Source organism: Pseudomonas sp. H1_D04 (assembly GCF_054683855.1).
Genome location: NZ_CP162826.1, coordinates 5,660,385 through 5,685,432, shown reverse-complemented (window position 1 = coordinate 5,685,432; position 25,048 = coordinate 5,660,385). Strand labels below are relative to the sequence as shown.

At 61.7% G+C, this 25,048-nt stretch carries 19 protein-coding genes; 7 read left to right on the top strand and 12 right to left on the bottom strand.

Going from position 1 to position 25,048, the window contains the following annotated elements; genetic code table 11:
• Positions 1-15: 15 nt before the first annotated feature.
• The 4 genes from AB4N82_RS26275 to AB4N82_RS26260 are packed head-to-tail and all read right to left on the bottom strand — an operon-like array spanning position 16 to position 4,629.
• Positions 16-504, bottom strand: coding sequence for a response regulator (locus AB4N82_RS26275; protein ID WP_095184877.1), 489 nt, complete (start codon positions 502-504; stop codon positions 16-18).
• Entirely contained in the window at positions 501-2,816 is a 2,316-nt protein-coding gene (locus tag AB4N82_RS26270; RefSeq protein ID WP_460103795.1) for an ATP-binding protein, read from the bottom strand. The genes AB4N82_RS26275 and AB4N82_RS26270 overlap by 4 nt, the downstream gene beginning before the upstream one ends.
• Entirely contained in the window at positions 2,813-3,466 is a 654-nt protein-coding gene (locus AB4N82_RS26265; protein ID WP_095184875.1) for a response regulator, read from the bottom strand. The genes AB4N82_RS26270 and AB4N82_RS26265 overlap by 4 nt, the downstream gene beginning before the upstream one ends.
• Positions 3,463-4,629 carry a sensor histidine kinase gene (locus AB4N82_RS26260; protein WP_122763666.1) on the bottom strand — a complete coding sequence of 389 codons (1,167 nt, stop codon included), beginning with the start codon at positions 4,627-4,629 and terminating at the stop codon, positions 3,463-3,465. Before AB4N82_RS26260 ends, AB4N82_RS26265 begins: the two co-directional genes overlap by 4 nt.
• A gap of 164 nt (positions 4,630-4,793) precedes the next feature.
• Here AB4N82_RS26260 and AB4N82_RS26255 point away from each other — a divergent pair, with 164 nt between their 5' ends.
• A complete protein-coding gene (locus tag AB4N82_RS26255) occupies positions 4,794-5,291 on the top strand; it encodes an SgcJ/EcaC family oxidoreductase (protein WP_122763665.1) in 498 nt (165 codons plus the stop codon).
• 244 nt (positions 5,292-5,535) lie between these two features.
• On the opposite strand, the gene AB4N82_RS26250 is transcribed toward AB4N82_RS26255, so the two are convergent.
• The gene (locus AB4N82_RS26250) at positions 5,536-7,599 is read right to left on the bottom strand and encodes a TonB-dependent receptor (protein ID WP_122763664.1); all 2,064 of its coding nucleotides are present in this window, start codon (positions 7,597-7,599) and stop codon (positions 5,536-5,538) included.
• An 84-nt stretch (positions 7,600-7,683) separates the two neighbouring features.
• A complete protein-coding gene (locus tag AB4N82_RS26245; protein WP_122753223.1) occupies positions 7,684-8,073 on the bottom strand; it encodes a DUF2946 family protein in 390 nt (129 codons plus the stop codon).
• Positions 8,074-8,348: 275 nt separating this feature from the next.
• Here AB4N82_RS26245 and AB4N82_RS26240 point away from each other — a divergent pair, with 275 nt between their 5' ends.
• Positions 8,349-9,689, top strand: coding sequence for an ABC transporter substrate-binding protein (locus AB4N82_RS26240; RefSeq protein WP_460103792.1), 1,341 nt, complete (start codon positions 8,349-8,351; stop codon positions 9,687-9,689).
• A gap of 3 nt (positions 9,690-9,692) precedes the next feature.
• On the opposite strand, the gene AB4N82_RS26235 is transcribed toward AB4N82_RS26240, so the two are convergent.
• The 6 genes from AB4N82_RS26235 to AB4N82_RS26210 all read right to left on the bottom strand — a co-directional run bounded on the left by AB4N82_RS26235 (position 9,693) and on the right by AB4N82_RS26210 (position 17,871).
• On the bottom strand, positions 9,693-11,318 hold the full coding sequence (locus AB4N82_RS26235; protein ID WP_460103790.1) for a dipeptide ABC transporter ATP-binding protein: 1,626 nt from the start codon (positions 11,316-11,318) through the stop codon (positions 9,693-9,695).
• Complete coding sequence (locus AB4N82_RS26230) at positions 11,315-12,199, bottom strand: ABC transporter permease (protein ID WP_032891314.1); 885 nt, start codon at positions 12,197-12,199, stop codon at positions 11,315-11,317. The genes AB4N82_RS26235 and AB4N82_RS26230 overlap by 4 nt, the downstream gene beginning before the upstream one ends.
• Before the next feature lie 3 nt (positions 12,200-12,202).
• A complete protein-coding gene (locus AB4N82_RS26225) occupies positions 12,203-13,153 on the bottom strand; it encodes an ABC transporter permease (protein WP_122763661.1) in 951 nt (316 codons plus the stop codon).
• Positions 13,150-14,763, bottom strand: a complete 1,614-nt coding sequence (locus AB4N82_RS26220) for an ABC transporter substrate-binding protein (RefSeq protein WP_122763660.1) — start codon at positions 14,761-14,763, stop codon at positions 13,150-13,152. The genes AB4N82_RS26225 and AB4N82_RS26220 overlap by 4 nt, the downstream gene beginning before the upstream one ends.
• A gap of 44 nt (positions 14,764-14,807) precedes the next feature.
• Positions 14,808-17,240 carry a TonB-dependent receptor plug domain-containing protein gene (locus AB4N82_RS26215; RefSeq protein ID WP_095184868.1) on the bottom strand — a complete coding sequence of 811 codons (2,433 nt, stop codon included), beginning with the start codon at positions 17,238-17,240 and terminating at the stop codon, positions 14,808-14,810.
• 214 nt (positions 17,241-17,454) lie between these two features.
• The gene (locus AB4N82_RS26210) at positions 17,455-17,871 is read right to left on the bottom strand and encodes a VOC family protein (protein WP_032891323.1); all 417 of its coding nucleotides are present in this window, start codon (positions 17,869-17,871) and stop codon (positions 17,455-17,457) included.
• 196 nt (positions 17,872-18,067) lie between these two features.
• Here AB4N82_RS26210 and feaR point away from each other — a divergent pair, with 196 nt between their 5' ends.
• The 5 genes from feaR (at position 18,068) to AB4N82_RS26185 (ending at position 25,046) form a co-directional block, all read left to right on the top strand.
• Positions 18,068-19,009: a transcriptional regulator FeaR gene (gene feaR, locus AB4N82_RS26205; protein WP_122763659.1), complete on the top strand. Its 942-nt coding sequence runs from the start codon at positions 18,068-18,070 to the stop codon at positions 19,007-19,009.
• A 130-nt stretch (positions 19,010-19,139) separates the two neighbouring features.
• Positions 19,140-21,254, top strand: coding sequence for a PQQ-dependent dehydrogenase, methanol/ethanol family (locus AB4N82_RS26200; protein ID WP_122753230.1), 2,115 nt, complete (start codon positions 19,140-19,142; stop codon positions 21,252-21,254).
• Between the two features lie 87 nt (positions 21,255-21,341).
• Positions 21,342-22,196, top strand: coding sequence for a transporter (locus AB4N82_RS26195; RefSeq protein ID WP_095184865.1), 855 nt, complete (start codon positions 21,342-21,344; stop codon positions 22,194-22,196).
• Positions 22,197-22,328: 132 nt separating this feature from the next.
• On the top strand, positions 22,329-23,591 hold the full coding sequence (locus AB4N82_RS26190; RefSeq protein WP_122763658.1) for a serine hydrolase domain-containing protein: 1,263 nt from the start codon (positions 22,329-22,331) through the stop codon (positions 23,589-23,591).
• A gap of 117 nt (positions 23,592-23,708) precedes the next feature.
• Positions 23,709-25,046: an alginate export family protein gene (locus tag AB4N82_RS26185; RefSeq protein WP_099602390.1), complete on the top strand. Its 1,338-nt coding sequence runs from the start codon at positions 23,709-23,711 to the stop codon at positions 25,044-25,046.
• Positions 25,047-25,048 lie beyond the last annotated feature (2 nt).

Sequence of the window (25,048 nt, the reverse complement as noted above, 5' to 3'; positions counted from 1 at the left end):
GAACCGAGGGGGAAGTTAAGCCGAGTCCTCCCCGGCGGCGGGCAGATTGCCCGTTGATTCACGCCGTTGCAACAACTCGATGTGCTGCGCGGGTACCAGGGTGCGCAAGGTCTTGTAGAGCACCCGGGTTTCCAGCAGGTTCCACACCCGCAGCATGGTTTCCAGCGCGTCCAGGGGTTTGCTGATGAAGTCCCGGGCGCCCAGGGCCAGGGCGCGCAGGCGGGTGTCGCGGGTCGCGTCGGCGGTGAGTACCAGGATCGGCAGGTATTCACCCTGGGGGATGCGCCGGTTGAGTTGTTCCAGCACTGCAAAACCGTCGAATTCCGGCATGTGCAGGTCAAGAATCACTAAGTCCGGTTCGAAACTGTTGAACAGCTCCAGGGTGCGCAGCGGCTGGGTGCTGCTCAGCACGTTGGTGAGCCCTTCGCGCGCCAGCAGTTGCTCCACCAGGTCGAGGTTCGGGCGTTGGTCGTCGATGATTAGAATGCGCAGGTCGAGGTTCACGCGGGCTCCGGGAAAGACTGGTCGAGGTGGGCGAGAAACGCGGGCACGTTGATCGGTTTATTCAACACGGCGGTTGCGCCGGCGTCTTGCAGAGCCTGGCGGGTAAGGTCGCTGGCGTCGGCGGTGATCATCAGTACCGGTGTGTCACGGGTGATCGGTGAATGGCGCAAGCGTTGCAGCACCTTCAATCCGTCGAGGTCCGGCAGGCAGACATCCAGCAGAATCAACTGTGGCGCGTGCTGCGCGGCCAGGTCCAGGCCCAGTTGGCCTTGCATGCTCGACAGCAGTTTTATCCCCGGTCGGCGTTGCAGCAGGGTTTCGATCAGCGCCAGGCTGGAGAGATTGTCTTCGATGCACAACACCTTGCCCAGGAACGTGCAGGCGGCGGGGACAGGGCGCGGCAACTGGGTGTCGATGACGGGCGTGGTACTGCGCTGGAATGCCGCTACGCGCGCGAACGGTAGCTCCAGCGTGAAGCGTGAGCCAATGCCGGCCTGGCTTTGCACGTTGAGGTGGCCGTCCATGTTTTCCAACAGGCTTTTACTCAGGGCCAGGCCCAGGCCGCTGCCTTCCACATTGGGGTCGGCGCCCAGACGTTCGAACGGTTTGAACAGTTGCCCTAGGTGATCCGCCGCGATGCCGTTGCCGGTATCACACACCGACACGGCGATACGCGGCCCATCAACGCTGACTTCGATGCTGACGTCGCCATCGCGCTGGTTGTATTTGATCGCATTGGACAGCAGGTTCAGCAGCACCTGGGTCAGGCGTTGCCGGTCGGCCACGATGCCCACATCCGCCGCCAAGGCGGGCAATGGCTGTAACCGAATGCCCGCCTCGGCGGCCATCGGCGACACCAGCGACAGCGCCTCTTGCAACGCCTCCGCCAGAGGGATCGGCGCGATATTCAACGCCAGGCTTCCCGCCTCGATCTTGGCGATGTCCAGCACTTCGTTGATCAGTGTCAGCAAGTGCTGGCCGGCACGCAGGATATGCCCGACGTCGGCCTTTTGCGCCTTGGGCGCGTCCATGTCCAGCAGTTGTGCAAAGCCCAGGATCGAGTTGAGCGGGGTGCGCAGTTCGTGGCTCATGCGCGACAGAAACTCGCTTTTGGCACGGCTGGCACGTTCGGCTTCCTCACGGGCCTTGCGCAGAGCGATCTCGGCCGCGCGGCGGTCGGTGATGTCGCGGGTGATCTTCGAAAAACCGCGCAAGGCGCCCGTGCCGTCGTACTGCGCGGTGATCACCACGCTGGCCCAGAACCGCGTGCCGTCCTGGCGGCAACGCCAGCCTTCTTCGGTGTAATCGCCGTTGCGGGTGGCATCGCGCAGCGCCATGTCCGGGTGCTGAGGGCATTCCTCGGGCAAGTAGAACACCGAGAAATGCTGGCCGATGATTTCCTGTTCGGTGTAGCCCTTGATCCGCTCGGCGCCGTTGTTCCAACTGGTGACATAACCCGCGGTGTCGAGGGCGAAGATCCCGTAGTCCTTGACCCCATCGATGATCAGCCGCAAGCGTTCTTCGTTGTCACGCAATGCGCGCTCGCGCTCGGCCAGCAGCAACCCGGCTTCTACCAGACTGGTGCCCAATTGGCCGATTTCATCGTGCTCCGGCGGTTGCGGCAGCAGCGGCGAACCGAGGGCCAGGCGCTGGGCGTTGCGCTGCACATTCTGGACCCGCGCCACAATGCCTTTGGACAGGAACAGCACGGCGACGATGGCGCCAAACAAGCCGCAAATCGCCGCCAGCCAGGTGGACAGCAACAAACGCTGACGGGTTTCGGCCGCCGCCGCGCTGCGCTCGGCCAGCAACGACGCCTCAAGGGTGAGCATGGTGCTGATGTGTTGGCGCAACGCATCGAGGATGTGTTTGTTGCTGATCAGGATGGCACTGATCGATTGCGGCGTGGCGTCGCGGTCCTTGAGCATCTCTTCCAGCCCGTCGACCTTGCCATCGATCAGCGGCTTGATGGCGCTGAGTTGCTCGCGTACCCGTTGATCACGCACGTTGTGGTCAAGCCGGCGTAGGGCGGACTCGATCTGCGGCCTGGCGTTGAGGTAGCTGGGCAGGAAGTCTTCGCGGCGAGTGAGCAGGTAGCCGCGCACACTGGCAGCGGCCTCTGCGAGCAGGGTGTGCACGGCCTGGATATCGCCTTGCACGCGCAGCACCCGGCGCACGTCCTCTTCGGCGCGGGCGGTCTGGCGTTCGGTGGTGTAGATCAGCACCAGCGACGGCAACAGCACCACCAGCGGCAGCGAGATCACCACCAGCGCCTTGCCCCGCAGTGGCAGATCGGCCCAACGCCGCTTCATGGTGACGTCACCAGGCCCAGGGCGATGCCGCGTACGGCGGCTTGGGTGCGATCGGCTGCGCCAAGCTTGCCGATCACGCGCTCCACATGGGCCTTGGCGGTGCCAGTGGTGATCCCGAGCTGTTCGCCGATGGCGCGGTTGCTCATGCCGTTGGCCACCAGGCCAAGGACCTGGCGCTCGCGCGGGGTGAGGTTTTCGGTGGGGGCCGCGCCGCCGGCCTGGCGTTCGGTCATGCGGCGCAATAGCCGCGTGCTGACCGCTGTGTTGAGCGCTTCGCCGCCGGCCCCGACTTTTTGCAGGGCCTGGATCACCTCGGCACGGCTGGCGTCCTTGAGCAAGTAGCCGACCGCACCGGCATTCATCGCTGCTTCCAGGTATTCGGGGCTGTCGTCCATGGTGAACATCACCACTTTCACCGCCGGCAGGCGCTCTTGCAGCAACCGAGCGGCGCCCAAGCCGTTGAGCCCGGGCATGCGGATGTCGAGGATGACGATATCCGGCAGCAGTTGCTCACACAGCTCCACTGCTTGCAGGCCATCGCTGGCTTGACCGACCACCTCGAACTGCGCAAGGCCGGCCAGCAGAGAGACGAAACCGGTGCGCGTGACTTCATGGTCGTCTGCCAGCACGAGACGCAGGACGTCGGTCATTGAGGAGTTCCAGGCAAGTGGGCTGGCACGCGGGCGTGCAGTTGGGTACCGCAGTCGACTGCGCTGACGCAGGTGAAGCTGCCGCCCAGCAGGCTGGCACGCTCCTGCATGGTCGCGAGGCCAAGATGCTGGGCGTCATCGCGTGAGGGGGCCGAAGTGAAGCCTCTGCCGTTGTCGTCCATGCGCAGGGAAGCCTGGCCGTCGTGCAAGGCCAGGGTCAGGGTCACCCGGCTGGCATGCGCATGCTTGAGGATATTGTTGATGGCTTCCTGGCCGATCCGGAACAGGGCGATTTCCACCTGGCTGGGCAATCGCGTTTCACAGTGGGCGAGCCACACCACGTTGATGCCAGCGTCGCGCAGGCGGTCGGCTTCTTTGTCGAGGGCTTTGAACAGGCCGAAATCATCCAGCACAGTGGGGCGCAGACCTGCGATGAGTTGACGGCCTTCACCGACGGAGTGCTGGGCCAGGGTGAGAATCGCCTGCAAGTCGGCGGCGAGTGCGTCCGGCAGTACGGGGCAGCGGCCGGCAAACCCTTGCAGCCGTTGGTGCAAACCCGCGAGGGTCTGTGCCAGGCCGTCGTGCAGGTCGTAGGCCACGCGCTTGCGTTCGTCTTCCTGGGCGCGAAACAGCCGGTTGACCAGGTCGGACAGCGTCTTGTCGCGGGTTTTGAGGGTGGTCAGCAGGCGATCGTTTTCCAGGTGAGTGGCCAGCAGGGTGGCGAGCAGTTGCAGGGATTCGCTGTCTTCGTGCTCCGGTGCCCGCAGGCTGACACTATTGCCCAACACCAGCAGGCCAAACGCTTTGCCGTCACTGCCTCGCAACGGCACTTGCAGCACGCTGTGAGGTTGCTCCTTCCAGCGAGGTGCGCGCAGATCGCGGTCAGCGAGGGCGGCCAGGCTGGTCAGGCGTGCCGGGCTGCCATGGCTCGCCGTGGTGCGAACAGCTCCGTCGGCGGCCCATTCCTGCAGCAGGCCATGGTCCATCGCAAGAAACGCGCAAGCCCGCGCGAGTACGCGTTCGCGCATGGCGTCGGGGGCCAGTTGGCTCAGCTCCTGCCCGGTATCCACTAACAGCCGCAGCCGCGCCGTGCGGCTTTCCGATTGCCGGAAATGCGCGCGCATGGCCAAGGCGCTGCCGGGGTCATGGGGCGGGTTATGCATGGGTGATGCTCCAGTGCTGCGGGCGTGCGGGGCTTCTATTAAACATGGTTAAACACCTTGGGCGCTATCTGCCAAATGGCATAGGTAAATGACTCCGGTTGGCCGATGGCGCGCCACGGTCGGCTTGGCAAAGTGGGCTCAACGAACACCACTGGAGTATCCCAATGCAATTCAAGCCCGCAGCAATCGCCCTGATGTTTGCCTTGAGCGTTCCGTTTGTTCAGGCCGCCGAAACGTCGCCGTATGTCTACCGTGAGGTGGCCCAGGCGCCGGCCAATGTGAAGGACCGGGAGATTGCCGGTTTGTTTGACCGTTGGAACAGCGCTTTGCAGACCGGCAACGTCACCTCGGTGGTCGACCTGTATGCGCCGGGCGCGGTGCTGCAGCCCACCGTGTCCAACCAAGTGCGCACTACGCCGGATCAGATCAAGGACTACTTCGATCACTTCCTGGCACTCAAGCCGGTAGGCCAGATCAACTACCGTGAGATCCGCCAACTGGGCACTAACGTAGCCATGGACAGCGGGGTCTACACCTTCACCCTGACCGACGCGAAGGGGCAGGTCAGCCATGTGCAGGCGCGCTACACCTTCGTTTATGAGCAGGTGGGGGGCCAGTGGAAAATTCTTAATCACCACTCTTCGGCGATGCCTGAGGTGTAGGTCAAGCACGCTAAGCAGTAACGATGGGAGGAAAAAATGCCTATCCCTTGGCGGGGGTAGGCATTTTTTTGTGGTGGTTGGGAGAGTGCCCCTGTGACGGACCCGGAACCCATGGGCATTTGACGACCTCTCCCTATCCAAATGTGAGAGGCCACGCTCGTCACAAAAACAGGCCCGTTTAGGGAAATAGTTAACCCTTTAAAATCAGTGACTTATTTTATGGTTGATAACAAGGGGTTGTCTTTCAGAAGTCCAAGGTGACGCCGGTATAGAGCGCACGCCCGTCGCCAGGTGAGTGCAGTGACGCCTTCGCGCCGTCCGGGTCGTACCAGACGTATTCGTAGTAGCGGTTGGTGAGGTTTTTCAGTTGCAGGTCGACACTGACGGATTCAGTCACTTGGTACGTCGCACCCAGGTTCATCAACACGTAACCGCCGTAAGTCCCCTTGGTGTTTTCGCGCTCCAGGTAATAGTGGGTCTGGCCGTTCATCCACGCGGTCAGTTGCAGCGCGGGGGTGGCTTTGTAGTTTATGCCTGCGTTGTAGAGGTGATGGGGGATGTGGTCGATTTCCTGGCCTTTGCTGTTGGGCAGAGTGGCGCTGGGCTGGAGGATTTTCGAGTACTGCCAGGCATAGGCCATCCAGATGTCGGTGCGGTCGTTCGGGTGCAGGTTCAACTGCGCGTCGTAACCCCAGCGGCGGGTTTCGCCGACGTTATCCGATTCGCCACTCGGGTCATTGAGCCGGCGGCTGACTTCGCCGCTGGCTTCCTGCTGCCAATAGGCGACGCGGCCGTCGATCCAGTCGGCGGGGGTGAACTTGATACCGGTTTCCCAGCCTTCGTTGATCGACGGCGCGAGGTCCGTATCCCGTGGCGGTATCTTGTAGGCAGCGGCGCCGGTGCCGACCTGGAAGGTACGGCCCCAGTTGGCGTACACGCTGGCCACGTCCCACGGCGAGTACACCACGCTGAGCTTGGGTTGTTTGATCAGACCATAGTCGTTGATGGCGTAATCCATGCCGGTCATTTGGTTGGTGAAGTCGCCGTGGATTTTGTCGACGCGGTAGGCCGGGATGATTTTCAGCGATTCAAACGGTTTGATCTCAGCCTGGATGTAAGCCCCGTAGGTGTCAAAGTCGAACTGCTGGTCGCGGGTTTGCGCCAGGCGTGTGCGGTTCTGGGTCCGGTAGCGTTCACTGGTGTTCTGTTGCTGCTGGACGTCCGCGCCGCCTTCCAGGGCGAAGGCGTAGAGCCAGCTTACCTCGGGCCGCCAGGTCAGGGAGGTGAGGGCGCCGTACTGGGTTTCGTAGGCGTCGCGCTCCTGCTGGGAGCTGGTGCGCCAGTATTGCGTCCAGCGTCGGTCGTCGAAGGTGTTGAGGTAGGTTTTTGCCGCCCAGGCGAATGTTTCGGCCAGTTCGGTATCGAAGTGCACACTGAGTTGGTTCATCCGCCGCGTGCCTTTGTCGGTGGCGTTGTAGCGGTTGGTCATGGTGGGGTGGTGGCGGGCGTCGTTTTCACTCAAATAACCCGGCTCTTGCGCCTCGGTTTCGTAATGGCGAGCGATAAGGCCGACACGGTAGCTGCTGTCGTCCGGGGTGTAGAACCATTTGCCGGACATCGAGAATTTATCCGCCTGGGCATGATCCCGGTAGCCATCGGCTTTCTGGTAGGCGAAGAAGTAATTCTGCGTCCAGTTGCTGCCTTCGATGCCTTTGGCGAGTTGCGTCTCGCGGGTGTTGTAGCTGCCGTAGCGGATTCGCGCCTTGGTGTAGTCGCCTCCTGTGCGGGTCAGCATGTTGACGTTGCCGGCAATGTTGTTGAGGCCGTAGCGCGCGTCGCTGGTACCACGTACCACTTCGATACTGTCCAGCTCCATGGGGAAAATCATGTCCATGAACGGCATGTTGCCGTCGTTGCTGTTGCTGGGGATCCCATCGATCAACAGCTTCACCGCGTTCACTTCACCTTCGCCGTTGAAACCGCGAAAGGAGATCTTGCCGGAGGTGGTGCCTTGGTTGAATTCGGTGAGCATGACCCCTGGCGCACGGCTGAACAGCTCCCAGCTGTAGTTGACCGGCATTTTCTCCAGGATGTCGGCACCGAGGATGTCGACCGAACTGAGCACGCTGGCGGTGTTCAGCGGGCCGCTGGCGTTGGTGCTGCCTTGGACGCTGACGGTGCCAAGGGTGAGGGCCGAACTTTCGGTTGCATGGGCCAGTGGCGTGAGTGCAAACACTGAGAGCAGCGGCCAGAGTGAGGAGGGCACAGCGATACGCTGTGCGCGGGACAGAGTAAATGGAGCAGGCATGAGCACGCTTCCTGATGACCAAAAGACTTCAAGGACGTTCAGCCACCCTCAAGAGGCGGCAGAAAACACAGGGTTTCGGGGCAGTCAGGCAACAGGGGAGGCGCGCGGGCTCAGGCTCGGCCAGCGAACCCTGGGATGCAACGTGGGTAACAGCGGATCAGCGAGGGCGACATCCGGCGCATAGCGCGGCAGCCAATGCCGGTAATAGTTGGACGGCAGCGCGGCCAGGCCGGCATGCCCGCAGCAGCAGTCGCCATGCTTCATGGCGGCAGTCGAAGGCGCAGATTTGAGCGGGTCGATCAGCTTGTCAAAGCCTGGTGGCAGGGCTTGGGAGGCGCCGCCCGAGCAGAATCCACCCCACAGCATCAGGCCAATATCCGGCGTTTGCAGGGCGCGGCTCAACGGCATGGCCAGCATGTTGAGCAACAGGGCCAGGCAGGCGATCCAGGGGCTGATGCGTTTGAACATAGCCATAAAGCCATCGACGCAAAGGGGCGCGTATTTAGCCGCAGTTCAGGCATGAAGTAAAACGCGCTATTTTGCCGCAGGCCTGGCGACCGAACGCGGTGTTGGTGGCGCAACAGCGGTTCAATAAAGTGTTCGATTATTCGAGCCGTGCGGGGTGACCGGTACAGCGCAACCCCTTGAATAAGACGGCTTATGCGCTTGGCATGAATTGTGTTGTGACCCGATTGGCGCTGACCCGACAACGGGAGGGGAAACCTCACCTTTCATAAGAAACCACACCCATGCACAACGTCTTGCAACGCACAGTCATCGCCAGCCTGCTGGCACTCGGCGCCTTGGGCGGGCCATTGTCGACCATCGCCCAGGCCGCCAACGATCAACAGTTCATCCCGCTGGCCACCTACCGAGTTGGCGCCTACGCCTCCAGCGGTATTCCGTGGTGGGCCGGTGAAATTGATTACTTTCGCTATATCAACGAAGTCGAAGGCGGGGTGAACGGCGTGAAGCTGGTCTGGCAGGAATGCGAGACCGAGTGGAAGACCGACCGCATCATCGAATGCTACGAACGCTACAAAGGCGGCCTGGACGGTGCGCCCACCGGGTTCTTCTTTACCCACAGCACCCCGGCCTCCTATGCGCTGATGGACCGTGCTGCCGTCGATCACATCCCCTTGATCGATGGCGCCGGCGGGCGTACCGAATCCACAGATGGCCGCGTGTTTCCCTACGCGTTCCCGCTGTTGCTCAACTACTACGGCCAGGCCTCGGTGGGCATCAACTACATTGCCCAGCGCGAAGGTGGGCTGGACAAGCTCAAGGGCAAGAAGATCGTCACTGTCTATCACGACTCTGCCTACGGTCGCGAAACCCAGGCGGCCATGCAGTTGCTGGCGCAAAAGTACGGTTTCGAGAACATCCAGATTCCCGTGGCAGACCCGGGTAACGAGCAGTCCACTCAATGGCGGCAAGTGCGCCAGATCAACCCGGACTGGGTATTCCTGCGCACTTGGGGTGTTTCGACACCGGTGGCGATCAAGACCGCCGTGCGTTTTGGCGTTCCCGTGGACCGTCTGATCGGTGATGTGTGGGCAGGCTCTGAAGCCGATGTGATTCCCGCCGGCACCGCCGCCAAAGGCTACCAGGCGCTGGCGCCGTTCCCCGGTGGCGACGGTTTCGAGATCCATAAAAAGCTCAAGCAGTTCATCCTCGATCCCGGCAAGAGCAACCTCAAGGACGCCAGCTACTTCGGCAAGGTCTACTACAACATCGGCCTGATCAACGCCGCGATTGCTGTCGAAGCGCTGCGCACCGGTCAGGCAAAATTCGGCAACCGCGCGCTGAACGGTGAGGAAACCCGCTGGGCGTTCGAGCACCTGAATATCGATGCGGCACGCCTCAAGGCCATGGGCTTCGAAGGGCTGTTGGCGCCGTTGAAATTGTCCTGCGCGGACCACGAAGGCGGCGGTTCGGCCCGCGTGCAGCAATGGGATGGGCAAAAGTGGGTGCTGGTGACCGGCTGGCTGCAAGCCGACCGCGCCACCTTGCGTCCGTTGATCGAAGCCAAGTCCGCCGCGTATGCCCAGGAAAAGGGCATCGTGGCGCGTGATTGCTCGGCGCAGTAAACCTCAGGCGGCGCTTGCCGCGACTTGCCGGCCAGGGATGGCCGCAATCAGTTCGCGGGTGTACTCGGTGGCCGGCTGGTTGAAGATTTGCGCCACCGAGCCTTGTTCAACCACGCGACCATTGCGCAGCACCAGCACCTCATGGGCGAAGTTGGCCACCACTGACAAGTCGTGGGACACCAGCACATACGCAATGCCCATCTCCCGTTGCAGCTCTTGCAGCAGGTCAAGAATGCGTGCCTGCACCGACACGTCCAGGGCGCTGACCGGTTCATCCAGCAACAGCAGGTCGGGTTTCAACGCCAGGGCGCGGGCGATGGCGACGCGTTGGCACTGGCCGCCGGACAGTTCACGGGGCAGACGGTCCAGAAAGCTCACCGGCAGGTGCACGCGGCTGATCAGCTCCCGCGCCGCCTGTTCCAGGGCGGCACCCTTGAGCAAGCCAAACGACACCAGCGGCTCCACGATGCTGTCGAACACGGTGAAGCGTGGGTCCAGCGCAGCGAAGGGATTTTGCTGCACCAGTTGCAGGCGTTGGCGCAACGGGCGGAAGTCGCGCCAGTTGAGGTCTGTAACGTCCTGTTGTTCAAACCAGACCCGGCCCTGGCTCGGCTTCTCCAGGCCGAGGGCGATGCGCAGCGCGGTGCTCTTGCCCGAACCGGACTCGCCGACGATGGCCAGGGTCTGGCCGGGGTACACCTCAAGGTTGAGACCTTCCAGGGCCAGGAAGGTCGAGGCTTCGCCCTTGACCTTGGGTAGGGCAAACGTCTTGCCGACGTTGTGCAGGCTGAGGATCGGCTGGCGCCCCAGATCGAGATTGATCAACGGATCGCGGCGCTTGGCGAAGGCAGGCGCGGCGGCAATCAGTGCGCGGGTGTAGTCGTGGCTGGGGCGGGAAAGGATCTGCTGTGGCGGGCCTTGTTCGACCACCTCGCCGTGCTGCATCACCAGAATGCGGTCGGCGCGGTCGGTGGCCACGCCGAGGTCATGGGTGATGATTAACAGCGAAATGCCGCGCTCCCTGACCAGCCGTTGCAGGTGATCGAGGATCTTGCGCTGCACGGTGACGTCGAGCGCGCTGGTGGGTTCGTCGGCAATGATCAGGCGCGGATTACCGGCCAGGGCGATGGCGATCAGCACGCGCTGGCGCATGCCGCCGGAGAGTTCATGGGGATATTGGCGGGCGCGCAGCACCGGTTTGTCGATCCCCACCTGTTGCAGCAACTCGACAATATCCGCATCGACGCCGGGGTAGCGCTTGCCCTTGGCCAGGATCAACGCCTCGGCGATCTGTTGGCCGATGCGCAGGGTAGGGTTGAGGCTGACTATCGGGTCCTGGGGCACCAGGCCAATGGTGCGGCCGCGCAGGTTGCGCTTCTGGCGTTCGCTGGCGTGGGTCAAGTTATGGCCATCCACCCACAGTTGACCGGCGCTGATTTGCGCGTTGTCTGGCAGCAGGCCAAGGATGGCGTTGGCCAGGGTGGATTTGCCCGAGCCGGACTCGCCGACAATCGCCACGGTTTCGCCTTGGGCGAGGGAAAACGACAGCGAACGCACCGCTGGATTGACCTGGCCGCTGGAGCGGTAATCGACACTGAGTTGGCGTACATCGACCAAAAACGGGCTCATCGCTGGATCTCCTCGAAGGTGCGGGCGATATGGTTGAGGCTGAACACCACGGCCACCAGGAACAGGCCGGGCAGCAACGACACCCAAGGTGCGGTGATCAGAAAGTGCCGGCCGTTGGCGATCAAGGTGCCCCATTCCGCCGCCGGTGGTGCGGCGCCGAAACCGAGAAAACTCAAGCCTGCGGTGGCGAGGATGGCTGCGCCGAAGTCCAACGTTGCCAGTACCGCTACCGGGCCCCAGGCGTTGGGCAGAATGTGCCGCAACAACGTGCGGCCCCAACTGGCACCGCCCAGCCGTGCGGCTTCGACATAGGGCAGGGTTTTCACCCGCAGTACTTCGGCGCGGGTGGTACGGGCAAAGCCCGGAATAATGCCGATGCCCACCGCGATGGCCACCGGTACGGTGCCGAAACCAATGGCCGTGACGATCGCCAGGGCCAGCAGCAGTCCAGGCAGAGCCAGCAGTACATCGACCACGCGCATGATCACCGCATCGATACGGCCACCGGCAAACCCGGACAAAATGCCCAGCCCGAGTCCGCCTACCAGCGCGATCCCCACTGCCAGCGAGGCCGCCAGCACCGACAGGCGCGCGCCGTAGACCACGCGGGTAAACAGGTCACGGCCCAGTTCATCGGTGCCGAACCAATGGGTCAAGTTGGGCGCCGTGAGTTTGGCGAGCGGCGCGGTGGCGTAGGGGTCGAAGCTGCTCAGCAGGTGCGGCGCCAGGGCGGCGACCAGCGAGAACACCACCACTGCCACGGCCAGGCTGAACCCCGGCCGGCGCAGCAAGGGCAGCAGGGTGGACGTGGCGCGTTGCAAGTGGCTGCGGCGGTGCCAGAGGGTTTCGCTGCGCACGCGTTTCTGGGTGAGCGTCGTCATGGTCTAGGACACCTTTGGCGTGTGGGAAATGCGCGGGTCGAGCCAGGGGTACAGCAAGTCCACCAGCAGGTTCACGAGGACGAAGGCTGCCGCCGACACTGCAACGATGGCCAACACCACCGGAATGTCCTGGCGCAGTACGGCTTCCTGGGCCAGGCGGCCGATGCCGGAACGGGCGAAGATGGTTTCCACCAGCACCGCGCCGGACACGGTATTGCCCACCTGTAGGCCGATCAGGGTGAGGATGGGCAGCGCGGCATTCCTGAACCCATGGCGTGCCTGCACGTGGGCCCGGCTCAGGCCCTTGGCGTAGGCGGTGACGATATAGGCCTCTTTCCACACGCCCTGGAAGCTGCGTTGCAGCACTTGGGCGTACACCGCGGCACTTGGGATCGCCAGGGTGATCGCCGGCAACACCAAGCTTTCGAAGCCACGGGTGCCGGTCGCGGGAAACCAACCCAGGCCAAACGCAAACACCTGGATCAGCAACAAACCCATCCAGAACACCGGCACCGAAAAGCCCAGGGACGGCAAGCGCGCCAGTGCTTTTTTCAGGGGTTGCCAACGGATATACGCGGTGAGGTACGCCAAGCCAATGCCGCCGAGCAGCGACAGCACAATCGCCAGCCCCGCCAGGGACAGCGTCTGTGGCAGGCGCTCGGCGAGCAACTCGGCCACCGGGCGGTTGAGTGACAATGACTGCCCAAAGTCACCGCGCAGCGCGCCCAGCAGCAGGTCGATGTATTGCTCAAACAGACCTTTATCCAATCCGTAATAGGCCCGCGCCTTGGCCAGGTCTTCCACCGACAGCGCGTCGGCTTCCATGCCGGACGCACTGAGCATGATCGACAAGGTGTCGCCGGGCAGCAGATAGAGGATGAAGTAGGTGATGCTGTAGGCCCCCCAAAGCACCAGCAGCGCCTGGCCGACCCGGCCAATCAGGTAACGACTCATGGCGCGGCGACCTCGATATCACCCAGCAGCGCAAAACCTTCGGCGGTCCAGCGGAAGTTTTTCACCTTGGCCGACGTTGCGGCCTGCCACACGCGCTCATACACCGGGAACGCCGAGCCTTCATCCACCAGCAGGTCTTGCAGGTTGCCGTAGGCCGCTGCGCGTTGTTGGCTTTGGGTGGCGGTGATGCCTGCATCGAACAGGCCTTTGGCAGCGTTCAGCACCGTCGGTTCGTAGAGGTTGGTGGCCAGGGTCGAGCTGTTGGCGGTGCGTGGGTCGAGGATGGTTTGCAGGATGATCGGGTCGGCGCGGGTCATGTAGGTGCTGGTCAGGTCATAGTTGCCGGCCGAGTTGTTGGCGACCCATTCGGCACGGGTGACCACGTTGAGTTTGACCTCGATACCGACCTTGCGCAGTTGGTCCTGGAGCAGCACGTCACCGGCGGTTTCGGATGGGGTGATGTTGTAGCTCAGGCTCAGGCGCTTGCCGTTTTTCTGGCGGTAGCCGTCCGCGCCCTTGGCCCAGCCGGCCTGGTCCAGCAGCTGCCCCGCGCCTGCCGGGTCGTAGGCCAACTTGGCACCCTGGCTCTTGAAATAAGGCGTGGTGACGTCGTAGATGCCGTCCACCACCGGAAATTCGGCGTTGTAGACGGTGCTGGCGTAGCTCTTGCGGTCGATGGCCTTTTGCAGGGCCAGGCGGACTTGCTTGTCGCTCAGTGCACGCCCATCACGGGTGTTGGGATACAGGTTCAGGGCCGGCCCCGGCAGCGAACGGCTCTGGATGGTGGCGCCCTTGGACTGGAACAGCTTCAGGTCCACCTCGGAGAACGGGTTGCGCGGCCACAGGATGTCGGCCTTGCCTTGCAGGAACAGGCCGTTGCGCACGCTTTCTTCGGGGATGTAGCTGATGTCCACCGCATCCAGGTGCGCTTCGCCCTGGTTCTTCATATTCGCCGAAGCCCAGGCGTAACCCTTGCGCTTGGTCAGGTGCGCGCCGACTTCCGGGGTGTAGCTGGCCAGCACGAACGGCCCGGTGCCGATGATCTTGCCCAACGAGCGCTCTTTGGCGCTGAGTGTGTAAGAGGCCGGCGCGAGGATCGACAGGTTGGTGGTGGACGTGGCTTGCAGGAAGCCGGCGTTGGGCTTGGCCAGTACCAGTTTGACGGTCAGGTCATCCACCACTTCGGCGTGGTCGAACCCCGCCAGGTAGGTGGCGCCAAAGGTGGCCGGCAACTCGGTGGCTAACGCCTTGTTGCTGTCGAAGGCGGTTTTGACCGCCACCGCATTGAAGCGCTCGCCGTTGCTGAAGGTGACGTTGTCGCGCAAGTGGAAGGTATAGGTGAGCGCGTCGTCACTGACTTCCCAGCTTTTGGCCAGCCAGGGAATGATCTTGCCTGTCTCCGGGTCTTGGTCGGTAAGGGACTCGGCGACATTGCGCAGCAGCACGCGGTGTTCCAGCCAATAGACCTGGAACGGGTCGACGCTGACCAGGGTGGTGTTGTCGCCAAAAAAGGCGATGTTCAGGGTCTTGCCGGCCTGGGCGTCACTGCCCGAAGGCGAGCAGGCGGCCAGGCTAAGCGCCAGGGCGCACGGGGCCAATAGACGGCTCATCAAGTTGGAGGTGTTCAATGGGATGCCCTCGTATGGCGATTGGCTTAGAAGTCGTAGGCCAGCTTGGTGTACCAGTAGCCGCCGCCGGGGTAGAACGGCGGGTTGCCGTATGGCGCCAGGCCCAGGTTGCTGTAGACGGCGTGCCGGTCTGGGCGCACGTCGAAGATGTTGGTGCCGCCGATGCTCACGGTGATCTGGTCGACGAAGGTGTAGCTGACGTCGAGGTCGGTGATCCATTTGGCGCCGAAGCTGCGGTCGCCCGTGGGGTTGACCGCCAAGGTCTTGACCGCGCCGTAGCGGCTGGTTTGCAGGTTTACTGCCAGGTCCTCGACCTTCCAGTTGGCGCCCAGGATCCATTTGGTCTTGGGCGAGGCTTCGGTCAGGTCGCCTTCGCGGTCGCGGCCTACCAGGGTGACGCCGGAGTTGGCCAGCGCACTCGGGGTATCGCGGTTGCCTTCGATAGTGGTTTTGTTCCAGTTGAAACCCAGGCTCCAGCGCACATCACCCCAGGCATCCAGCGGCGTGGTGTGGTCGGCGACCACGTCCAGGCCACGGGTGCGGGTATCGAAAGCGTTGGTGTAGTAGTTGACCCAAGTGCCGGAGGGCACGCCTTGGGCGGTGAGGATGCCGTTGATCACGCCATTGCCTTGGTCGTAGATGTTGCTGGTCAAGGCGATACGGTCGTCGATGTCGATCAGGTACGCGTCAGCGGTGATGCTGGTGCGCGGTGCCGGTTGCCAGGTCAAGCCCAGCCCGAGGTTGCGTGACTTCTCCGGCTTGAGGTCATCGCCACCCAAGGCTTTGGCCAGGTTGCTGCCCGACGGGGTCAGGCGGGTGACGGCAGGCACCACGTTGCCGTTCACGTCTACGGCGACTCGGTTGTCGGCCACGGTGTAGCCGATCTGGGTCAGGGATGGCGCACGGAAACCGGTGCCGACGGTGCCGCGCACGGCCACGCTGTCGGTGAGTTCGTAGCGCGAGTTCACTTTCAGGCCGAAGGTGTTGCCTGAGTCGTCGTCGTAATGTTCGACACGCCCGGCGACGTCGAGAAACCAGCGCTCGGTCAGGTCAAAGCCTAAATCCAGGTAGCCGGCGTAGTTGTTGCGGATCAGGCTGACTTCATCTTCCGGGCGAATCGTCACCGCCGCCTGAGCGCCCGATGCCGCCGGGTACGTTCCGGTGATATAGGCCTCGGGGTCGCCGGCGAACGTGCTGAAGTGTTCCCAGCGATGTTCCAGGCCGGCCGACACCTGCACCGGCGAAGTCAGGTTAAACAAACTGTCGTAGCGGCGAGTGAAGTCCAGGTTGTTGACCCACTGCTCAAAGCGGAAGGTGGCCAGGTTGTCGAATTTGGTCGGTGAGGCGGTGCCCAGGGACGGGTTGATGTTGAGGTCGCTGGAGTGGTGGACATTGTTGCGCCCGTAGGTGGTGCTCAGGTCCCAGTTCCACTCGGCCGCTTGGCCCTTGCCGCCGAACAGTAGCTGGTAGTCGCGGTCCTTGATGTTGTTCAAGGGGTAGTAACCGTCCGGGAACACCTCGGGCACGGCGGCGCGGCCGGTGGGCAGGCGGAAGTAGTTGGCCGCCTCGGCATCACGCTCGCCGTAGGTGGAGAACGAGTAGAGGGTCAGGTCTTCCAGGGGCAGTTCGGCGTTGTAGGCGAGGTTGAAGGCCTTGAGGTCCGGGTCGCCGTTCTTGATTGCCACACGGTCCCAAGCGGCTTCCTTGGCCGGATCGTTGAAGGCCCTCACGCTGCCGTCGGCCTTGTCGTTCCAAGAGGCTTCGCCGCGTTTGCGTGCATCGGCGGAGAGGTGGAAAAAGCCGCCGTCGCCCAGCTTGAAACCCTGGTCGCCGGCCACCTTGATAGTTTCGCCCTGGCCGGAGAATAACTGGCCGTAACTGGTTTCCAGGTGCCCGCCGCTGTTGCCGGTCTTGAGGATGATGTTGATCACCCCGGCCACCGCATCGGAACCGTACTGGGCGGCAGCGCTGTCTTTGAGCACTTCAATATGGTCCACCGAGCTGACCGGGATCAGGTCGATATCCACCGCATTCGCGCCGCTGTTGTCGATGGACCCGCGCTGACCGGTGGCGCCGTTGTGGCGACGTTTGCCGTTGACCAGCACCAGCGTGTAGGCCGGGCCGAGGCTGCGGTTACTCAGTGGGCGAGTCACCGAGTTGTAGCCGGCGATATTGGTGCCGAAGTTGAACGACGGCAGCAATTTGGCAATCGCTTCGGACAATTCGGCGCGACCGGTCTTGAGCAGTTGCTCGCTGTTGATCACATCGATCGGCGCCGGGCTGTCGGCCACGGTGCGCTCCTGGCCACGCAGGCCGGTGGAGATCACGGTGACGGTGCCGAGTTGGGCATCTTCCGTCGCGGCTTCGGCGAAGGAGGGCGCAGTGGCGAGCAGCAGGGAGCTGGTCAGCAGTGACAGGTGAAAGTTCTTGAGGGGCAGCGGGGAGGTGAGGTCTGGCATGTCGAGATCGGTCCATTTAGCCTGATAGCAGGCTCCTGGTGGTCGGGGGTACGTCCTCCGCCAGGTATGGGGTCGGTCTGTGAAGTGAAGATATTCCTATAAAAAACCCGAGGGAAAGTCTTTTTTGGAATAAGCTAATTATTAGATATTGTCATTATGTGGATTTTTAAGATCATCTATTTTTATGATGTTGTGTCACGGGGTCGAGCCTGCATCAAGGCTGCACAGCCGGTCCCTTCAACTCGATTTGATTACCGTCCGGGTCATTGAAATAGAGCGACCAGCCTGTGCCCTCTGCGCCATAGCGCATCTCGGCTTTTTCAGCGGATATACCCGCGTCAGCCAAGTGGCCGAGAATGGCCTGTTCATCGAACGGCTCGACCCGCAGGCAAACGTGATCGACGTTGTGCCCTTGCTTGCCCGCCGGCTTCCCGCCTTGGCGTCCGATGGAGCCATTCACGTCCACCAAGTCGATCATGGATGCCCCAGCGCTCAGGTGAATCAGGCCCAGGTCTTCCCGGCGCTTTTTGACCTCACATCCCAGCACCGAGGTATAGAAAGCCAGGCTGCGCTCGATGTCCTGCACCCGCAGAACCACATGGTCGAGGCGTTGAATTGAAAAATTGCGCATAACCACCACTCCTGTTTGAGCCTTGATTTTAGTACCCGGGCAGTGTGTGTGACGGGTGATTTGAGGTCAAAAGCAATAGCGCGACGGTCTTGAAACGGCCGGTTGCTCACGCTCATCAAGCCCAGCCCGCTTGCACCCGGAAAAAATAGATAATATGTTAACGGTATAACTATAAATAACCTGTGGGAGCGAGGATATGCCTGCCTTGTTGAGCACTCGTGAGGCGTTCGCCAACTGGAACCGCGACTTGCGTGCGGTGTGCGGTAATTTCAGCACAGCCCTGTCCGAACAGCACACGCTGTTTATCGGCAGCGTCCACGCTCAGGATGTGTGCGGCCTGGAGTTGGCCCATATCCGCACCAATGCAGGATTGATCAGCCGCCATCGCACCTCGTGTGACGGCGATGACGATCGTCACTGTTTTCTCATTCTTCAGAGCAGCGGCCACCAGCGCATCCGCGGGCAAAATCAGGTGATTGAGTTAGGGCCTGAAGACATCGCCCTGGTGGACTCGGCCCAGGCCTTCGACATAGAGCCGCGAGGGCTGGTGCAGAATATCTCGATTCACCTGTCACGCCAGGAAGTCAGCCATCAGCTTGGCCCGCAACCGCTGTTTGGCAAGCTCGCGCGCAACAGTGTCGCCACTCACATGATTCGCGCTCTGGTGCGTTCGTTGGGTGACGTTGCGTTGAGCGGTGACTCCGGCGGCAGGAGCGATGGGCCCGCGCTGGAACATGCATTAATCCGGTTGGCTGTCGCTGGCCTGGATGAACGCACCGACGGGCAGCCCGCCTTTGCCTGCGTGGGTCATGATGATCTGTATGGCTTGGCCACGCGCCTGGTTGAGTCTTCCCTGCAAGAGGCTGAATTGGGCCCTGACTATCTGGCGCGGCAGTTGAACGTCTCTGTCCGCCAGCTCTATCGGTTGTTCGAGCAGCGACACGAAAGCATCTCTCGCTACATTCAGCAGCGCCGCCTGGAGCGGGTGGCCCAGGATCTGCGCTGCCAGGATCTGCGCCATGAATCCATCACTCAGATCGCCTTTAAATGGGGTTTTGTCGACGCCGCGCATTTCAGCCGCGCGTTCAAGCGCCATTTTCAGCACGCCCCTCGGGATTTTCGCCAGCACGCTACGTAAGTGCGCGCCTGGCAGAGAATGCCAAGCGCTTTGGCAGCGTCAGTCAAGTCGCGCAGCGCGCCAAGTCCTCTAATAAGCTTGCCTGGGCTGGGGGTGATACCGAGCCGCTTATCGCTGGAGAAAAATAATAATGAGATTACGCAGCCTGTTGCCAGGCATTCCCTTACTGATGGCTACGTTCTGCTCTGTTGTGTGGGCGGGCCCGGCGCAGGTCGATGGCCAGCGAATCATCGCGGCCGACCAGGAGCCCGGCAATTGGATGAGCCACGGCCGCACCTATGACGAGCAGCGTTACAGCCCACTGGACAGCGTCAATGCCGGCAACGTCGCACAGCTGGGCTTGGCGTGGACGACCAAGCTGGATATCGACAGCGGCACCGAGGCCACGCCGCTGGTGGTCGATGGTGTGATGTACACCACCGGCGCCTTCAGCATCGTGTATGCCATCAATGCCGCCACCGGTGAGTTGCTGTGGAAATACGACCCGAAAGTGCCCGCCGAAAACCTAAGCCAGGGGTGTTGTGGGCCGGTCAACCGGGGCGTTGCGGTGTGGCAGGGCAAAGTCTATGTGGGCAGTTTCGATGGACGCTTGATCGCCCTGGATGCGGCTAATGGTCAGCCGGTGTGGAGCGTCGATACCATTATCGATCGCACAAAAAGCTATTCGATTACCGGCGCGCCCCGCATCGTCAAGGGCAAGGTGCTGATCGGCAATGGCGGCGCCGAGTTCGGCGTGCGCGGTTACGTTACGGCCTACGATGCCGACACCGGTAAACAGGTGTGGCGCTTTTATACGGTGCCGGGTGACCCCAAGCTGCCAGCGGAAAACCCCGCCATGGCCAAGGCCATGAAAACCTGGGATGGCGACGGCTGGGTGAAGTGGGGCGGTGGCGGCACGGTCTGGGACTCCATGGCCTACGATCCGCAGCTTGATCTTCTCTATGTGGGCACCGGCAATGGTTCACCCTGGAACTACCAGTTCCGAACCAATGGCAAAGGTGACAACCTGTACGTGTCGTCGATTCTGGCACTGCGCCCAGACACTGGCGAATACGTGTGGCACTACCAGATCACGCCGCAGGACCAGTGGGATTTCACGGCGACCCAACACATGATCCTGGCCGATATCAAGATCGACGGCAGCCTGCGCAAAGTGATCATGCAGGCGCCGAAGAACGGTTTTTTCTATGTCCTCGATCGCACCAACGGGCAATTGCTCTCGGCGAAGAATTTCGTCCCGGTCAACTGGGCCAGCGGTATCGACCTGAAAACCGGGCGTCCGATCCTCACCGGCGCGGCCGACTATTCCAAGGAGCCGAAAGTAGTGCAGCCGAGTTTCCTCGGCGGGCACAACTGGCACCCGATGTCGTTCAGCCCCAAGACCGGTTATGTCTACATCCCGGCCCAATACACCCTGGCCGAACTGAAAGCGGCCAAGGCGCCGATGTTCTTATCGAACAAGTCCGTGGTGAACTTCGGCCTGGATGTGCCGGACCTGCCTGAGGACCCGAAAATCCTGAATAAAATCCGCGACGCCTGGAGCGGCGAACTGATCGCCTGGGACCCGGTAAAACAGAAAGCCGCCTGGAAGCAACCGTACATCAGCGCCGGCAACGGCGGCACGTTGGCCACGGCGGGTAACCTGGTGTTCCAGGGCACCGCCGATGGGCGCGTCGTCGCCTACCGCGCCGACACCGGCAAGCCGCTATGGGAGCATCGAGCCAATTCAGGAGTAATGGCCGGGCCCGTCACCTACACCGTCAATGGCGAGCAATATGTGGCGTTCTCTGTGGGGTGGGGCGGCATCATTCCTTTGCTGACCGGCCCATTGACCAACAAAGGCAAGGTGCGAGCAGAGTCGCGGGTGATCGCCTTCAAACTGGGTGCGCACGGGGAATTGCCTGCGCCGAAAGCTGCACCCGTCATGCCGACGACCCATCAGGCACTCACTGCAACCCCCGAGCAACTGACCCAGGCGCGCGGGCTGTTCAATGGATTGTGTGCCGGTTGCCATGGCCTCAATGCTATCAGCGGCGGTGTGGTGCCAGACCTGCGTTACCTGGATGACAACAAGCACGCGGCGTTTCCCGCCTTTCTCAGCGGGGCGCTGATCAATGGAGGGATGCCGAATTTTTCCGACATCCTTCAGCGCGAAGACATGGAATTGATCCGTCAATACCTCGTCAAGCGGACCCAGGATCTGCAAGCCGATCTCAAGGCTGGCGGACACACCACCGCGCACTGATTCCAATCCGTTTCACCTAAGCCTGGCGACTCCCCACGGAGTCGTCATGGCGAAGCTCTGCCTCCAATAAAAATAACGGGACCCGCCATGAAAATACTTAGCACTCTGACGTTCAGCGCATTGTTTGCCAGTCTGGCGCCCTTGGCCCAGGCCGATGTCAAACCCGACCCCGGCGACTACACCGCGCTGCCCCAAGGCACCGATGTGGTGGTGCTATACCAGCAGAATCCGCGAGGGGACAAGGTGTATTCCGGCGGCAAGAAAGTCGCCGACAACCTCGACCTCGACCTGACTGTCGGCGTGTTGCGATTGATCCACTTCACCGAGTTCTTCAACACAGGCTTGACCTGGGATCCACAGATTGTGATCCCCTTCGGTTATCAGAAGATCGGCGCCACCGACAGCAAAAACTCGGGGCTGGGGGATATCACCTTCGGTGGAACGGTATGGACCATCGCAGACCTTGCCAGAAATGAACACCTGGGCTGGTCGGTGTTCGTCACGGCACCCACCGGCAGCGATAAAAACCAGGGTTTTGCGTTGAGCGATAACCGCTGGGCCTTGGACTTTCAAGTCGGCTACATCAAGGGACTCACCGATAAAATCACCTGGGACGTGATCGCCGAAACGGAGTTCTACGACAAGCAGCGCGCCACCGACGCCGAAAAAGCGCCGCTATTCCAGTTGCACAACCATTTACGCTACAACTTCACCCCGGACACTTACGCCGCGATTTCGTATCGACATAACTGGGGCGCGCGCCAGACGCTTGACCATGAAACCCTCGCCACCAGCCGCAGTAACGGCACGCTCGGTTTCACTGTCGCCACGATGCTGGGCAAGCAAGTGCAGGTGATGGGGCAGCTCATGCATGACACCTCGGTGCGCGAGGGCGTGAAGATCGATAATTCGCTGCAGTTTCGCGTGGCGTACTTCTACTGACGGCAAGGTGATCGGCGGCCCCTGGCCTGGAAAGCTTTTGATCGGTTAAATCTTTTATTGACTAAAGAATATTTGCCGGTTAATTATTGCTTCGCATCTGCTCGCATGCAGAGTCATTTCCAGGGTTACACCATGGGTCAGAAAATCACGCCGTCATTGGCCAGCCTGTATGTCCAGACTGACGAGGCGTTGTCCAAGCCTCGCCTCGCACCTTTACTCATGCAGGGCTTCCCGTCAGAGCCCGAACGCCGCGTTACGTGGGACAACTGGATGCGTTCGCCCTTCAGTCAATGGGGGTTTCGCAACCTCGCACGACTGCGTCCCACCATCGACGTGCAGGCGGGCGCAGCACCTGCCAGCCCGCTCAAGGTTGCCCCGACAGCCTTGGATTCGCTGTATTTCAACAGCGAATGCGGGCTGAGCATCAGCGTTATCGATCACCTTGTGGCCAGCCAGACCGACGGGTTCCTGGTGATGCAGGGCGATACGGTGTTGTTCGAGCGTTACTTCAACGGACAGCGCGCCGGTGATCGACACATCATGTTCTCGGTGACCAAGTCGTTGATTGGGACGTTGGGTGAGCAACTGGTCACCGAGGGCGTGCTCAGACCTGAGTTGCTCGCTGCGTATTACGTCCCCGAGCTGGCCGGCAGTGCGTTTGGCGATGCCACGGTGCGTCAGTTGTTCGACATGGCGGTGGGCATCGACTACAGCGAGGTCTACGACGATCCCAACTCAGAGAGTTCGCAGTACGGTTATGCCTGCGGCTTTCAACCGGCTCCGGCGGCTTACGCGCAATTCGCATCCCTGTACCAGTACTTGCCATCCCTCAAGAAACGCGGCAGCCATGGCGGATTTTTCCATTATGTGACCGCGACCACCGAAGCCTTGGCATGGGTTATGGAACGTGCGTCGGGCAAGGCTTGCAGTCAGATGCTGGAGACGATCTGGGAGCGCCTGGGTTGCGACCGTGACGGCTACTTCATGGCCGACGCCTGGGGACGCAATGTGGCGGGCGCAGGCTTCAGCGCCACCTTGAGGGACATGGCGCGTTTCGGTCGGCTGCTGGCCAACAATGGACGCCACGAAGGGCTTGAACTGCTGTCCCCTGCGACCGTCGCCCGGATCGCCGCCGGTTCCGATCCGGCGATCTACGCGCAAAATGAGGAGTTTTCCAGCTGGACGCCGGGTGCGTCCTATCGCAGCCAGTGGTACGTGTTCAACGATCACAGCCAGGCACTGATGGCCGGCGGAATTCACGGCCAGTACCTGTTCATCGACAAGCCGTCCGGCGTAGTGATCGTCAAGCAATCGTCCCTGACGGAAGCGGTCGGCCCGTTCGATGCCGACAGCGTGCGGATGCTGCGTGCCATTGCGGCCCACCTGAACCCCTGACACACGCCCAACAATAAGAGTCTTGCGTTCTATTCACCTGGTCCCGGCCAGGTGTTGGCGGCGCGCTGCGTCGCCATTGACTGCCCTGTAACAACAATAATTCCACAGGAGCTTCTTATGGTTTTCACCAAGCGTTTCTCACGAGCGCTCTTAGCGGTCGGCTTACCCCTGACCACCCACGTCGCGTTGGCGGGCTACACCTTTGAGGACGGCAATCTCAAGGGCGAAGTCAACTTCACGGCGGGTGGTGGGACGCTGTTTACCCGTGGCGTTAACTTTGGCAGTGGCCAGGTTGATGCACGCAGCGGTAAAAACGGCGGCGCGAACATCAACTGGCAAGAGCTCTACATCAAGCCCGGCGTCAAACTCGACTACGCGCTGCAGCCCGATTTCAGCCTGCTGGCGGGCGGCTCCCTGGTGGCTGCCAGCACGTTCGGCGATGGCGATGCGGGCGGCTTCACCCGCAGCTCCGACGGTAAAGCCGCGTTTGAAGAGCTCTACGCTGGTTTTCGGGCCGGCGAGTGGACCTTCACCGCAGGCCGCCAGAACTACATGATCGGCACCGGGTTCATCGTCATGGACGGCAACCTCGACCAGTACAAGGACGCCGCCTACTGGCTGGGCCCTCGAACCGCGTTCAAGGATTCGGCGGTCCTGGCCTGGAACCATGGCGCACTCAAATCCCAGGCATTCACCTTGCGCACCGATGACGATTTGGGCGACTTCCGCATGACTGGCGTCAACCTCGATTACAACGTCGATGACCAGGTGACCCTTGGGGCGATGGCCATGAAGGTCCATGCCCTGGGGCCCAGAGGCAGCACATTCCCGCGTCTTCGTGACGGGATGCAGGTCTACAACATCAGGGCGCTCAACGCCAAGGTGCCCGGTGTGCAGGCACTGACGCTGAACGCCGAATACGCCATTGAGCGCGGCAGCGGCGAGGGTGCCGACTACGATGCCAACGCCTGGTATGGCCAGGCCGACTATGCCTTCAGCACGCTGCCGCTGACACCGATCATCGGCTACCGCTACGCGAGTTTTTCCGGTGACGACAACCTCACCGACAACCGCCAGAAAGCCTGGGACCCGCTGAGCAAAGGCTTTGTCGACTGGAGCACGTGGCTTATCGGCGACGTGGTCGGTAACTACCTGCTGTTCAACAGCAACGAAAAGGTCCAGCAGTTCTCGCTCAAGACCCACCTCAGCGACACCGTGACCCTCGGCACGATTCACTATCAGTTCTGGCTGGACGAGAAGAACTACCTGGGCGCGGCGGTCAGTGACCGGCGTTTTGCCGATGAGAGCGTGGTTTTCCTCGACTGGACGCCCACGCCGTCGTTCTATACATCGCTGTCCTACAACTGGGTCAAGCCACTGGCCGCTGCCAAGCAAGTCTTTGGCGATGACCAGAGGTTCAGCGCGCTGGAATTGTATTTCACCTATCGCTACTAAGT

Coding starts and splice junctions, on each gene's coding strand:
- AB4N82_RS26270 (WP_460103795.1), bottom strand. CDS start 2,816: ATGAAGCGGCGTTGGGCCGATCTGCCACTGCGGGGCAAGGCGCTGGTG.
- AB4N82_RS26265 (WP_095184875.1), bottom strand. CDS start 3,466: ATGACCGACGTCCTGCGTCTCGTGCTGGCAGACGACCATGAAGTCACG.
- AB4N82_RS26260 (WP_122763666.1), bottom strand. CDS start 4,629: ATGCATAACCCGCCCCATGACCCCGGCAGCGCCTTGGCCATGCGCGCG.
- AB4N82_RS26255 (WP_122763665.1), top strand. CDS start 4,794: ATGCAATTCAAGCCCGCAGCAATCGCCCTGATGTTTGCCTTGAGCGTT.
- AB4N82_RS26250 (WP_122763664.1), bottom strand. CDS start 7,599: ATGCCTGCTCCATTTACTCTGTCCCGCGCACAGCGTATCGCTGTGCCC.
- AB4N82_RS26245 (WP_122753223.1), bottom strand. CDS start 8,073: ATGGCTATGTTCAAACGCATCAGCCCCTGGATCGCCTGCCTGGCCCTG.
- AB4N82_RS26240 (WP_460103792.1), top strand. CDS start 8,349: ATGCACAACGTCTTGCAACGCACAGTCATCGCCAGCCTGCTGGCACTC.
- AB4N82_RS26235 (WP_460103790.1), bottom strand. CDS start 11,318: ATGAGCCCGTTTTTGGTCGATGTACGCCAACTCAGTGTCGATTACCGC.
- AB4N82_RS26230 (WP_032891314.1), bottom strand. CDS start 12,199: ATGACGACGCTCACCCAGAAACGCGTGCGCAGCGAAACCCTCTGGCAC.
- AB4N82_RS26225 (WP_122763661.1), bottom strand. CDS start 13,153: ATGAGTCGTTACCTGATTGGCCGGGTCGGCCAGGCGCTGCTGGTGCTT.
- AB4N82_RS26220 (WP_122763660.1), bottom strand. CDS start 14,763: ATGAGCCGTCTATTGGCCCCGTGCGCCCTGGCGCTTAGCCTGGCCGCC.
- AB4N82_RS26215 (WP_095184868.1), bottom strand. CDS start 17,240: ATGCCAGACCTCACCTCCCCGCTGCCCCTCAAGAACTTTCACCTGTCA.
- AB4N82_RS26210 (WP_032891323.1), bottom strand. CDS start 17,871: ATGCGCAATTTTTCAATTCAACGCCTCGACCATGTGGTTCTGCGGGTG.
- feaR (WP_122763659.1), top strand. CDS start 18,068: ATGCCTGCCTTGTTGAGCACTCGTGAGGCGTTCGCCAACTGGAACCGC.
- AB4N82_RS26200 (WP_122753230.1), top strand. CDS start 19,140: ATGAGATTACGCAGCCTGTTGCCAGGCATTCCCTTACTGATGGCTACG.
- AB4N82_RS26195 (WP_095184865.1), top strand. CDS start 21,342: ATGAAAATACTTAGCACTCTGACGTTCAGCGCATTGTTTGCCAGTCTG.
- AB4N82_RS26190 (WP_122763658.1), top strand. CDS start 22,329: ATGGGTCAGAAAATCACGCCGTCATTGGCCAGCCTGTATGTCCAGACT.
- AB4N82_RS26185 (WP_099602390.1), top strand. CDS start 23,709: ATGGTTTTCACCAAGCGTTTCTCACGAGCGCTCTTAGCGGTCGGCTTA.